Genomic DNA, 13,283 nt, shown 5'->3' with positions numbered 1-13,283 from the left:
ATGTGAGTCATGAACCAACCGATACGAGGATACACGCTGACCCAGTGGGTGGGGTCGGGCGGGATGGGCGAGGTATACCAGGCCTACCACACCGCGACGCAGCGAACGGTGGCCATCAAGCTGTTGAGCCGGATGGAACAGGCCGAACGGTTTCGGAACGAAGCCGCCGTACAGGCCTCGCTGCGGCATCCGCACATTGCGCTCGTGTACGAGTTTTTTGTGGAAAATGGCCTTTCCTGCCTGGTGCTGGAATACATCGAAGGGCCGACGATTGAGCAGTACATCCGAAAAAATGGGCCTTTTCCCGAAGAAGCCGCCTGGAAACTACTGGCCCAGATTGCCTCGGCGCTGGAGTATCTGCACAGCCGCGACATCGTTCACCGGGATCTGAAAGCGGGAAATATCAAAATTGCCCGACCCGGGAAAGCCAAATTGCTGGATTTTGGACTGGCGCGGGCAGCTACTTCACCGAAGCTGACGCACGAGGGCCACCTGATCGGGACGGCGTCTTCGATGGCCCCCGAGCAGTTTTCCGGCCGGAGCCGTTCCGCGTCCGACTGCTGGGCGCTGGGGGTTTTGCTGTATGAAATGCTGACGGGGCAGCCCCCGTTTGGCGGAAACACGCAGAGCGAAATCGGCCGCCGGATTCAGAAAGGCGATTACCTCGCTCCCCACAAGCTGAATCCCGGGCTGTCGAAAGCGAGTGAGCGGCTGATCGACCGGCTGTTGACGGTGTCGCCCGACCGCCGGATGACCGCCCGGCAGGTGCTGGAGGCCCTGCATCACCCGGCTTTGCTGAATGCTCCCGACTGGATGGGTCCGGTTCGGAAGTGGTGGGATCGGGTGAAGCCTTGAATTGGTGGCAGAAATCGTGTAGTTTTAAACGGCTAACCCGTTTGCTCCATGGCTGTCCGATTTCTACCCGTCTTCTTTTTTCTTTTCGTATTCTCCGGTGCCGTTGCGCAAAAACCGTCCGGGTCAACCTTCAAGGTGGTTCCGTTGGGCGTGAAAGGCGGTATCGACGAAAGCAACCTTTCGGCCTATCTGCTGGCACCGCACGGAACGGACGCGTATGTCTGCCTGGATGCCGGAACGCTTCATGCCGGAATTGAGAAAGCGGTTCAGAATCAGGTATTTAAAGTCAGTTCCGAAACCGTTCTGAAAGAGTACATCAAAGCCTACCTGATCAGCCACGCCCACCTGGATCATTTGTCGGGCCTGATCATCAACTCGACGGAAGACGCCCGGAAGCCGATTTACGCGATGGCGGCTTGCCTGGAGGTGCTCAAAAAAAACTACTTCAACTGGAAAAGCTGGCCCAATCTGGCCAACGAGGGCGATCAGCCAGCGTTGAGCAAATACCGGTATACGGTTCTTTCGCCGGAGAAGGAAATTCCCATCGAAACGACGGGTATGAGCGTGCGAACTTTTCCGTTGAGCCACGGAAATTCGTACCAGAGCGCGGCTTTTCTGATCCGAAACGGCGAGCATTATATGCTGTACCTGGGTGATACCGGCCCGGATTTAATCGAGAAATCGAGCTATCTGTCGCAACTCTGGCAGGCGGTTTTCCCGCTGGTTCTATCGAAAAAGTTAAAGGGGGTATTGATCGAAGTTTCGTATCCTGACGAGCAACCGGATAACCAGTTGTATGGGCATTTAACACCCCACTGGCTGATGCACGAACTGACGGCTTTGAGTAAATTGACTGGAACGAAGGCGATGAATGGATTACCGGTTGTCATTACGCATATCAAACCGACGGGAACCAACGAAACCGTGATTAAAAAACAGCTTCAGGAAAGCAATACCCTAAACGTAAAACTGATCTTTCCCAAACAGGGATCTCTTCTGGAATTTTAATATTTCTCTTCACCCATGTTTCCATTCTGGTCAACGGTTTTATTCGCCTTGCTGATGGTAGCTGGTTTCCTGCTGCTCTTCAAAAGCATTGGCAAATTGATCCGCGTTTATACAGCCGGAACGAAAATTGAAGACTCGGCGCTGGTGCCGGATTTTGAATTTTCGTTAAAAGAGCCCGGCGCATACGAAATCGCGGTCAAACGCCCTTCGTTAACCGGTATCATCCCGACGGATATTCCGTTTGAAGTGTCCGATTTAATGACGGGAAAAACCGTGGCTGTGCATTCATTTGTCAACCTGCTCGGGCAGCGGAAAGATGGGTTGGGTAGCCGAATTGTTCCCATTGCTGAATTTACCATCGAGCAGGAAGGGCGTTTTAAGTTGATAAATCCGCAAACTGGTCGGTTTAAAGAGAGAGATTCCCTGATGGTGATGCCCAAAACCGGTAGTCGGGGGTTTCGGATGATTTTTGCGGTTTTATTTTCGGCCATCCTCTTCATTGGCGGGCTGGTGTTGTTTATTCTGTCGCTGGTGAAGCCTTAAAAACCATAGGCCTGCCTAATAGAGTTGTAGTGATCGGTCAGGTAATTTTATGAAATTATTCACGAAGGGTTTGATTATCAGTTGGCATTGTTTCGCTAATTCCACGGCAATTCTGACCACCCGGGCTTTATAACCTAACCGGAAAGAGAATAGAAATTCCTGATTAATTTTAATCAAAAAACCGTATTTATTTGTAAGAATACCGCGTATTTTTGCTCTTCACTCGTAGTTTCATTCCACACACTTCCAGTCAGCATTCGCGTAACACTTCCATCTCTAACAGACAATGAACTGAGTGCGCAGGTTGGGTCGGGCGCAAGCCGATGCTTTTCCTGTAGCGACGAATGGTGCAGATTCCAGTTACGCTAAACGAGTTATAATCCTCAAAATCAGCACGAGAGAAATGGGCCGAAATGAGTGAGCACGCATCAACGCTGCGTCCAGCGAGCGCCGGTTCTGCTTTACACTGCCGATACCAGCGATTATTCCCCGTTTCCCTTAGTTGAAATACCCGAAAGTAGGTATTGTTAGCCTGTTTGGGATGGCTAATTTTACCTTGTTTACCAAAATGCGAATTAAGTAATATAAGGGATGCCGCCCGGTTAGAACTACCTCCGGCCATGGGCCTTTTTTAGTTTCACATTTTTTCAAAAAGGGTGATAACCTGCGTCCGGTTACCGGCATTGATGGGTACAAAAACAAATTCTTTATGCGATCGATCGTCTTGTTTTGCATTTGCCTTATCAGCCTGACTACGCTTCAGGCTCAATCCCAACCCACTTTCCACGTCATCATGGTGGGGGCTACCGAGGATAAAACCCTGGCCCGGGCCTGCCAACTGGATCTTCTTCGCTTCCACGAGCAGTTTAGTAAAATTGCCGAAAGCATTGGCTACGTCTATAAGCCGGGCGTGTTGGTGAAAGACCGTTTCAGCAACGATGCGATTCGGAAATCGATCCTGGGATTGACCTGTGGTGCGGAGGATATTGTCGTTTTTTATTACACCGGACACGGTTTCAACCTGACCAAATATGCGGGAAACTTCCCGATTATGGCAATCGATACGACCGGCGACGGAAACTTTCCCCTTATGCTCATTCATGAGGAATTGATGAAAAAGAAGGCCCGGTTCTGCCTCACCATCGGCGATTGCTGCAACAAAGTGATCGATGAGAACGTCCCCCAGGACCGCTCTATGGTGAAAGGGACGGCCTGTAATCCGGCCATTTTTCGCCAGTTATTCCTGCAGCAGCGGGGGGGCGTCATTGCCGCCAGCAGCAAACGGGGGCAGGTTTCGGGAGCCGCTCCGGGCGGGAGTTTTTATACCTGGTCGCTCCTGCAATCGATCGATTATGCCTGCCATTACAACGAACGGGTGACCTGGGAGCAATTGCTCGACGATACCCAAACCCGGATGTGGAGCATTCAGGCAGCCCGTTTGGCTAAACAGGAGTCGATCTTCACGGTTGGATTGGCCGGTGATTCCACCGCGACGGCGCCGGACAGCCAGGTGGCAGTGGCTCCGGCCAATCCGACAGCCACACCTGCATCAGCTTCGGTCGATTCCAATGCGGCTGCTCCCGTCCAGACACCGGTGGTCGCCGGAGTCCCGCAGCCCGCGGCTCCGGCATCGGCTCAACGACCGGATTTCAGCGACGTCAACGGTTTTCTGAATACGCTGGCGGATGAGTCGCTCACGTATGCCGTCCGCACCTCGAAGCAGACGCAGGCCGGGCAGTATTTTGTTCACAACGCCCGGGTAAAAGTATACGTCAACGCGACCCAGGTGGCGCTGATACCGCTGGATCAGTTGATGAGCCGCTATTCGACGCTGGCAAAAAGCATCCGGCAGGTCAACATCGTGGAGCGGCTTTCCAAACTGGATCCATCGGGCCGGTTTTATACCGAAGTCGCCGTTCAGGAAATCTGGAATCAATAAAGGCACGGTGCTGATCTATAAAACTTTACAGGTAATTACTCCATCATTATGAAATTCTTTTTTCTACCCGTCTTGCTGAGTCTGATGCTGACCGGAGTCCAATCGGTATCGGGGGCCAACGCCACCACTGACATGAATCCGGATACGCTGACCCAGCAGCAACTTCAGGACTTTGGCGAAGAAGCTAAAATCCGGATCAAGGCCTTCGTGGACTACCTGGGAATCATCGCGGACAAAGACCGTCCCTTCGATGAACGCAATGGAGCCATCCGGCAGGCCCTGCTGATGTTCAAGAAAGATGTCAGCGTGGAGGTTTCCAATATCAATACGGGGGGGCGTATCACCTTGCCATTGCGGCAATACCTGGAAAAGATCAAGGCACTCAAGTACGATAAAGTGCAGATTACCAACTTCGAATCGGTCCGGTTGAGTGATTGGAAAAAGCAGCCCGATGGGTCCTACCAGGCGGCCGGGCAGTATTTTCAGGCCTTTAAAGCCTGGCGAAATGGCGTCCCGGTTTATCAGGATAAAACCACCAAGAAGATAGAAGCGGACCTGCGAGTGCGGGAAGACCCCTTCTACAAAGAGAAAAACTGGATGGTTTTGTTGGGGAATATCACGGTGGATGCCACTGTTCGGGACGATAACTAATTGCACACAACGCGAATGACAATTTGGCAAGTAGTAATGGGAGCCATTCCGCTGCTGGCGGTTTTGGGCCAGACGCCGGCGGTTATCGAGGGGCCACGAACGATGGAACCGGCCGATACACTCCGGCAAGCCGGGGTGACGGACACCCTCAAAAAACCGGCGACGGATTCGCTGACCAGGCTCTCCACGGATTCGGTGGCCAGGCCGGCCTATCTGTCCGTGGTGAGCCGACCCGCCGAACCGTTCATGATTCAGCGCGTGGCTTTTGTGAGTGATTTTCTGCACCGGCTCAATTACCAGCAAACGCCGACGCAGCAGGCTTTCGACTCCCTGAGTCGGCTGACCTACCCGCGGGAACGTTACCTTCGGATGCTTTTCAACGAAGACGACCCGCGGCTGAATGCGCGCTCGGGCCGACACAGCCCGGCCTATCAAACCCTGGTGGATGAGTTTGTGTCAACGATTGCAAACGACACGGCCGCCGTTTTGCTGCCGAAGGACACGGAGCAGTTATTTGGCGAAGTGGAATACGCGGTTTTGTATAAAAATACGCCCCAGAAGGTTACCTTTTTTCTGAAAAGAAACCGGACGGATTCCTATTCGGACTGGAAAATTATTGACGCGGAGGCTCCGTTTCTGAAGGCTTCGCGGACGGATACCATGCGACTGGATACGTCCCGACGCAACGATCGTTCGCTGTTTATCGGTTCTGAAACGCACGAAACCCGGTTTTTGAATCTGTTTAATTTTTTGCGCAACCGCGAAAACCTCCTGGCCTTTACGCTTTCAGCCTATCCGGTTAGTAAAACGCTGATCCGGCTGTCGAAGGCTGTTCAGGACGGTAGCCTGACGTTACAACAAACCCAGAAAGTGCATCTGTATCTGGACATTCGCCGGGGCTGGCTGCTCAAACTGGAAGATTTTCACCGGGAAAAAGAGAATGCGGGCTGGCTGATTACCGACCTCTACAGCGTCGAGTACCGAACGCCCCTGCCTGCCGCCCTGAGCCGGTACATGAAATGGTCCGCATCGTCTAAAAAGCCTGACTGACATGAATAGCATGAAAAACATACTGGTAGGAATTCTGATCGGTGGCTGGATTTCCAGTACGACCGGTTGGGCCGCCCCCGATAAACCCGCCGGATTCAATCTGGTGAATCCGGCCGTGGCAAACTGGCTGGCGAAGTGGGAAAACCGGGTCAATCGACTCAGCAGCCGGGTCGATTCGGCCGAGACCGACACCCGGAAGCTGGCTTCCTGGCAAGACTTTTTTGTGGCCGATACGGTGAAGATTCCGGATCTGCGCCAGCCAGCGGTTATTTACCAGCACGTTTCGCCCCAAACGACCGCCCGGAACTGGGCCAACGGTTTTTCGCAACGGTTCTGGGAAGATGTCTTTCATTTCCAGCTTCAGCCGACCCGGATGCGGCAATTGGCTAAAAAGAAGAACCGCACTCGCCTTGAGGTGACTGCGTCAGTGGCGTTGACGGGCGTATTGAGCGAAGGCCGGCAACCGCTGCGGCAACGCGACGAATGGGTGCTTGAATTGGAAGCGACGGAGTTGAAAGGAACCTACCAGGATTTGGTTATTCACAGCATCCGGCGGAAAACCGGCTCGGTCGATCTGCCGGGATTGACCATTGCGAAAGTGGCCGACTACCACGAGCAGATGCAGCATTGGTTTGTTCGGTTTCTGGCCGACTCAACCCGGCAAACCCAGGCCCTTGGTAAACTGAAACAACTGATGCGCTCGGATACCGTGGTGGTGATCACCGGTGAAAAAGCCGATACGCTGACGCTGGCCCAGCTTCTGGCGCTGCGGCTGAGGCCCGAAGCCATCGCCCGGTTTCAGATTCAATCGTTCGACCTGGAATATTGTGATGACTTTATCGAGAACCCGGATAAGGTGGTGGTCGGACAGCTCATTGTGCTGGAAGGCGTTACGGTTTCGGTCGAAAGCCCGCAGCTTTACCGGCGCAAACGAACGGATGCCGTGCCGTTTCCGGCCGGTCGCCGGGAGCCCTGGGTTCAGGCATCCAACCTGATCGTTCACTGGAATCAACCGAGTCAATTGCGATGAAACACCTGTCAATCTTCGTGCTGCTGCTGGGTCTGGCTGTTTTTTCCGGGCCACCGATTCAGGCCCAGTCGGCCCGGACGGCGCTGCAATGGATGGAGCTGGCCGACCGGGAAACCGATCCGCAGAAGGCCATTGCCTACTACCGCGAGGTGCTGAAAATCCAGCCCGATGGCCTGACGGCCGCCGAAGCCTACCACGGGAGTGCAGTGGTTCGCTCGTTGCCCGCCGTAAAAGCGTACCGGGAGGCCCTGGAGGACGTCAATCAGGCCATCCGCCGGGACGAGGGGCCGGCCAAATACTACGCCCAGCGTGCCTATATCTACATTCAGTTGAGCGAGTATGAACGGGCCGCCCGCGATTACCAGCAGGCCATCAACCGCGCGCCCTCCAAAGCGGATTACTACAGCGGGTTGAGCTACTGCCAAACCAAACACGGCCGGTTCGACGAAGCCGAAACCACAGCCCAGAAAGGCATCGATCTCAACGCGAACTCGCCTTATGCGTATCGAAACCGGGGCCGGGCGCGGTTGCGGAAAGGCCAGGTCGATGTGGCCATCGCCGATTTTCAGACCAGCCTGAAATTGAAACACGGCCAGCTTTTTCGGGTGTATTGCGATCTGGGTGAAGCTTATGAACAGAAAGGTGAACCGCAGCAGGCGCTCAAATACTACCAGCAATCGCTGGACATCGATCCGGATTTTCCGGATGCGCTGGTGGGCAAGGCACAACTGGAGCAGAAGCTGAAAATTGGCGGCAAAACCGGTGCGCTGCCAGCTTCCAATTTCAACGGTCGGCGGGTGGCCCTGGTGGTTGGCAACTCCGACTACAAGAACGTGAACAGCCTGGAAGGGCAACCCCGAAACGACGCCAAAGCCATGCAAAAACGGCTGGCCGACCTGGGCTTCGAAACCATACTCGTTACCGATGTGACGCGGGAAGGCATCGATAAAACGCTGCTGGAATTTTACAAAAAAGCCAGTAAAGCTGATGTCGCACTGGTATTTTATGCCGGCCACGGCGTGCAGCACCGGGGCGAAAACTATCTGCTGCCCGTTGATGCACAGCTTAAAAACCCGGAAGACATGGATTTGCAGGCCATTTCGGTGACGAATCTGATCGACGCGATTCAAAAACAGGAGCCCCGCTATTGCATCATTATCATCGATGCCTGCCGCGACGACCCGTTTGGTAAACCTGCCGGAACGACCGTTCCGGCCCAAAAAGACAGCCCGCGGTCGGTGCGGCTTTCGGCAGTTGCGGACGAGCAGCCCCGCCCGGGGTCTCAGGGCGGACTGAGCCGCGGATTCAAGCGGATTCATGTCGAAAACAGCATCAACAACTGCTACGTAGCCCTGGCCACCGCACCCGGCTCCACCGCCCGGAATGGCCCGAAGGAGAATGGATACTATACGGCGGCCCTGCTCGCGCACCTTCGGCGGGGACGACGGATCGGGGATGTTTTTCAGGATGTACGCAGTGAGGTGATTGCCCAAACCCAGAAAAATGGATTTTCCCAACAACCGGAATACATCGACCGAACCGTCGAGCCCCTTGTTCTGTAACCCTAATGCTGATGAAACTTATGAAAAAATATACGGCTACTGCATGTCTGCTTTTCCTGTCGCTGTGGGGTGGTTCTTCGGCGGTCTGGGCTCAGCAACGCTTCACCCGGGGAGATAGCACTGCGTTCATTGTCAATTGCCGTACGGCCCTGGAAGACTATACCAGCGCCCTGAACGCAGCCGGTTTTTACTGCCAGTCGCAGGGGGAGTTCAACAGCAAACAACAGATTCTGATTGCCCAGTCGTTTGCTGGCAAAGAGACGTTTGTGTTCAGCGATCTGATGGGCGAGTCGTATCCCGTCGAGCAGTATTCGCAGCAGTTTCGCCTGTTCAAGGGCGATGCGGAAACCAACCTGGACCGGGAGAGATACCTGCTCAGCCGCAACAAGGAAGGAAAACTGGTGATGGTCACCTATGTGACCCAAACGACGGAGTTTAACAAACCGGGCACGCCCCGAACCAAACGGGCGACTCCGCTGGCGATCCATTTTTCTTTCGATATCCTCACCGAATCGAGCGGTTTTGAGCCGCAGAACTACCGGATCGTCAAGATTGAAAAAACCGCCGTCATTCCGCCCCAGGCCGTTCCATTTCCGGTGGATGTGAACCTGGCCGAAATTCGCCAGCGTGAACGCAGCCTGAGCTGGGCGGTATATCGCCTGGCCAAAAGCATCACGGAAAAACTGCCGGACAAGAAGAAACCGGTGGTAGTAAGAAAATTTTCGTATGACAACAGCCAACTCACCAATGCGTTTTCCGACCAGTTGGTGAACGAGCTTCGTCAACGGCTAAAAACCGACGAAGGCCTGACTGTGGTGGCCGACGATCCGGCCCAGGGGCTGGGGATTCGCGGAAGCTACCGGCAACGGGGCGGTCAGGTTGAAATCATGACCGAACTCTTTGACCCGGCTACGGACAACAGTTTCGCCAAACTCACGCCGAATCTGGATTTGCCCGTTATCTGGGTGCAGGAGAAGGGTCTCCAACTGAAACCGGAACAGAACGACGAGGTGATTGCCACCCAGCAGACCATTACGGCCGGAGCACCACCGGCTTCGGCTCCGCCCGTGGAGGCCAAAGCCGAACCCTTTCAGATCACGATGAAGGCTTCCGGGACGGCCCGGAAAAACCTGGAATTCTGGGAAAAAGACACCATGACGGTGCAAATCCGGGTCAACAAGCCCGGCCACGTTCGGCTGCTCTACGTGCAGACCAACGGCGAGGTTGCCCTGCTCTGGAACGACTTCGAGATTAAACCGGGACAGGAAAACAAGGACATCGTGTTTCCGGATCAGTTTGAGTGCATTCCGCCTTTCGGTCAGGAAACCCTGATTGCTGCGGCATCGACCACCCGGTTTTGTACGGTCGAAACCAAACCGAACGAACACGGCGCGGACATCATCGTGGGAACGCTGAAAGACGCGCTGAAGAACGCCCGCTGTGTGGACCGGGGCATGGCCCGGTTGCCCCAACTGGCCGAGACGCGGCTGGTGCTGACGACCCGCAGTGCGGTGGCCCAACGCACGAAATGACGTTTTAAATCCGCCGTTGACGCGGCTCACGCCTTTTTATTTTATCCCTGGTCCTATGAAAATCATACGTATTAACCTGTTGTTGGGAATGCTGCTCGTTCTGCCGTTGACCCTGGTGGCCCAGAAGGGCAAGAAAAAAAAGGAGGAATCGAAGCCGGAAACCACGGCTCCGAAGCCTGTAGCGCCGGTAGTGGATGACACGCCGGTGGATGAAGTGCCCCTCGATAAAACCGAAAAAGGGATTATCATCGAGTTTAAACCGCCTTATAAATACATGCTGGTACTGGCCGAAAACGATGAAGAAGGGCGGTATAGCCACGTGTTCATGACCGATTCAACCCTGTTTCCGAAGCGTAAGGTCAGCTACTCGAAAGGAATCCGGCGGAAAGTGAAACCCCAGGATATACTGACGCCTTCCTCATTCCGGGCCGGTATGGAAATCACCTTCCATTTCGACCACCGCCAGCGGACATTGCGGAACATCGCCAAAGAAATTTACCTGGATGATGAGTATTTCGGGAAGGCCAAGGTCAGCGGTATTCTCGAATTTCGGGATGGAAACCGGGCCATCATCGACGGACAGGAAGTGCGGATGGACCCCAAAGCCGAGGTGAAGGGACTGGACGAATGGAAAAACAAAACCTTTACGACGTTTAACCAGATGCAGTTGGGAGCCGAACTGACCGTGACGGGTCGGCGCGATACGAGCGGGGTGATTTTTGTCAAATCCGGCACCATGCGCCCGGTTGAAATCAGTAAGGATGATCTGTTGATGCGCCGGGCCATCAACAAGGCTTTGTTCATGAACAAAGATGTTTTACAGATCGGGAAAGACATGTCGTATCGTTTCGTGACCGAACGGAACCTGTTTGCGTATGTCAATGATGTGGGCCAGAAACTGATTCCGGAATACCTGAAATCACTGGACCCCAATCACCCTGATTTTATCAACTTCAAGTTTTATCTGGTTCACGACGATACATTCAACGCGTCGGCCTATCCCAACGGAACGGTCATTGTGCATACCGGTCTGATCAAACAACTGGAAAATGAAGCCCAGTTGGCGGCCATTTTGGGCCACGAGATTGCCCACGTTACCCAGCGTCACCACACCAAAAGCTACCGAACCGGCAAAGACTGGCAGGCACTGGCCGATTTCGGCAGCACCGTGACCGGCTACCAAACCGGCAGCGATGTGCCGGCCAAGCTGATTCAGGCGGCCAAAGACATGTACCACAGCAGTTATAACCGTGAACAGGAAACCCAGGCCGACCGCATCGGGCTGCAATACATGTTCATGGCCGGTTATGACCCCCGGCAGGCGGCCAAAGTCTGGAGTAAACTGGCGCGGGATGAAAAAGAAGCCGGTGAATCGCCGGAGGAAGCTGCGGCTCTGCAATACGTCATGAACGCTTCGGAGACCGGCGAACAACGGCAGGACAACAGCCAGCGAGCCTCCGACCTGGCGGCCACCGGTTATGCGTTGAGAAACCAGAACTACGCCATGCTCGCGTTCCGGAATGTGGCCGCCAAAAAAGGCGAGTCGGTGTATTCGTCGCACCCGCGCTCCCTCGACCGGTTCAACCACGTGAACTTCCTGCTTTCGACAGCCTTCGCCTATACGGATTTTAATACGCTGGAAACCAACGAGTCTGACTTTAAAAAGGTCCAGGCTCAGCTCAAGAAGATCGTCGTTCAGCCCGCAGCGGGGGTGAAAACACCGGACAAACCCGGTGACAAAAAGAAGAACCCTAAAACACCGGTGAAGAAACCCGGCAACAACCGGGGAAAAACATTCGTAAAACCGCAGTAGCCCTATGCGCATCGTAGCCCTTCTCTTTCTACTCTGTTTCGCCGGCCCGGGGACGTCACCGTCTCTGGGGCAGGCGAAACTGCATTTCATCGTTTTTGCCGACACGGATGATCCGACCCTCGGCGATGCCAACCGCAAAACCTACAACTATCTGACCGGCAATTACGGACCCATCGTTGCCCGATATGCCGGTTTATCACTCGAAATGGCGGCCTACAGCGGGGCCAAATGCCTGGCCACCGAACTGGACCAGAAGCTGGACGCGCTGAAAGTGGACGCCGACGATGTGGTGCTGTTTTACTTCATCGGACACGGCTGGAACAACCGCCAGAATGAGTATCCCTCCCTGATTTTCGGAAAAGCCAACGCCGACCGCGCCACGCTGGAAACCAGTTCCCGAAATCTGCAAACGATTTATGAACGGATTCTGGCCAAAAAACCGCGTCTGGCGCTGGTGATTGGCGAAGCCTGCAACAAAGAACGGAGCGATGAGCCGCCCGTCACCAGCAAACGCGAGGCCATTCCGATGGATGCGCCGGAAAGTGCCGATGCCGCCAAATACATCGCCTTGTTTCGGAACTATGCCGGGAGTCTGATTCTGAGCAGTTGCAAACGCAACCAGTATTCCTTCAGTGATCCGAAAGGCGGCTGGCTGGGGGTTTCCTGGCAGGTGGCGACCAACCAGTTGCTGTCGTCGAAGGCGAAGGAAAAACCGACCTGGGATCAGTTTGTGAAAACCGTCGTCAAACTGACCGAAAGTGCAGCAGCGAAGAACAACCAGAACCAGAATCCGCAGCTACAGATGGCTATTCGCCCCGTCAAGGGAGGAGGGGGCGGTGTTCCGCCAAAACCGCCGGTTCCGCCCGTACCACCGGATCAGGCGCCCTGCCCGCCTTTGGACAGCTACGTGAACGAGACGGCGCTGGCCGGTATTCGGGAAGATTTGCCGTTTTTAAGGCGGATGGACGAGGAAATCAGTACGGATAATGCCGAGCAGTTTGCCGAAAAATTCGACACGTTTTACCGCAACCAGAAGAATTTCTATGATTCCCTGAACCAGATGCTTTTCTACGACCAGGCCGATATGCCGGAACGCTGCCGGGTTGGCTTTCAACAGGATACGCGCTGGGTAAAACCCAAAACGACGGAAATCATCCGGCGGTATCAGATCGTGGTCAAAATGAGTAAACAACCCCAACAACTTGTGGCCCAGGCCCGGAGCGAATTGCCCTCGCTCATTCGTCGGCTGGAGGAAATTCTCGAAAAACTGGATAAATAATCGCGCACCCAATACCAATTT

Annotated in this window: 11 protein-coding genes; all 11 read left to right on the top strand. The window is 54.4% G+C overall.

Annotated features, from left to right (window positions below; genetic code table 11):
- The first annotated feature begins 9 nt into the window (after positions 1-9).
- The gene (locus F0P93_RS20745; RefSeq protein ID WP_150879488.1) at positions 10-855 is read left to right on the top strand and encodes a serine/threonine-protein kinase; all 846 of its coding nucleotides are present in this window, start codon (positions 10-12) and stop codon (positions 853-855) included.
- A gap of 48 nt (positions 856-903) precedes the next feature.
- Positions 904-1,863, top strand: a complete 960-nt coding sequence (locus F0P93_RS20740; RefSeq protein WP_150879486.1) for an MBL fold metallo-hydrolase — start codon at positions 904-906, stop codon at positions 1,861-1,863.
- Between the two features lie 15 nt (positions 1,864-1,878).
- Entirely contained in the window at positions 1,879-2,406 is a 528-nt protein-coding gene (locus F0P93_RS20735; protein WP_150879480.1) for a hypothetical protein, read from the top strand.
- A gap of 709 nt (positions 2,407-3,115) precedes the next feature.
- The gene (locus tag F0P93_RS20730) at positions 3,116-4,345 is read left to right on the top strand and encodes a caspase family protein (protein WP_150879474.1); all 1,230 of its coding nucleotides are present in this window, start codon (positions 3,116-3,118) and stop codon (positions 4,343-4,345) included.
- A 48-nt stretch (positions 4,346-4,393) separates the two neighbouring features.
- Positions 4,394-4,996: a hypothetical protein gene (locus F0P93_RS20725; protein WP_150879468.1), complete on the top strand. Its 603-nt coding sequence runs from the start codon at positions 4,394-4,396 to the stop codon at positions 4,994-4,996.
- A gap of 15 nt (positions 4,997-5,011) precedes the next feature.
- On the top strand, positions 5,012-6,046 hold the full coding sequence (locus F0P93_RS20720) for a hypothetical protein (protein ID WP_150879463.1): 1,035 nt from the start codon (positions 5,012-5,014) through the stop codon (positions 6,044-6,046).
- 10 nt (positions 6,047-6,056) lie between these two features.
- A complete protein-coding gene (locus F0P93_RS20715) occupies positions 6,057-7,076 on the top strand; it encodes a hypothetical protein (RefSeq protein WP_150879459.1) in 1,020 nt (339 codons plus the stop codon).
- Positions 7,073-8,638: a caspase family protein gene (locus tag F0P93_RS20710; protein WP_150879456.1), complete on the top strand. Its 1,566-nt coding sequence runs from the start codon at positions 7,073-7,075 to the stop codon at positions 8,636-8,638. Before F0P93_RS20715 ends, F0P93_RS20710 begins: the two co-directional genes overlap by 4 nt.
- 20 nt (positions 8,639-8,658) lie before the next feature.
- Entirely contained in the window at positions 8,659-10,170 is a 1,512-nt protein-coding gene (locus F0P93_RS20705; RefSeq protein ID WP_191908875.1) for a DUF4384 domain-containing protein, read from the top strand.
- A 55-nt stretch (positions 10,171-10,225) separates the two neighbouring features.
- The gene (locus F0P93_RS20700) at positions 10,226-11,983 is read left to right on the top strand and encodes a M48 family metallopeptidase (protein ID WP_150879454.1); all 1,758 of its coding nucleotides are present in this window, start codon (positions 10,226-10,228) and stop codon (positions 11,981-11,983) included.
- Positions 11,984-11,987: 4 nt separating this feature from the next.
- Positions 11,988-13,262: a caspase family protein gene (locus tag F0P93_RS20695; RefSeq protein WP_150879453.1), complete on the top strand. Its 1,275-nt coding sequence runs from the start codon at positions 11,988-11,990 to the stop codon at positions 13,260-13,262.
- Positions 13,263-13,283: the final 21 nt, after the last annotated feature.

Source organism: Larkinella humicola (genome assembly GCF_008727875.1).
Lineage (GTDB): Bacteria > Bacteroidota > Bacteroidia > Cytophagales > Spirosomataceae > Larkinella > Larkinella humicola.
This window is presented reverse-complemented; position numbering and strand designations above follow the sequence as displayed.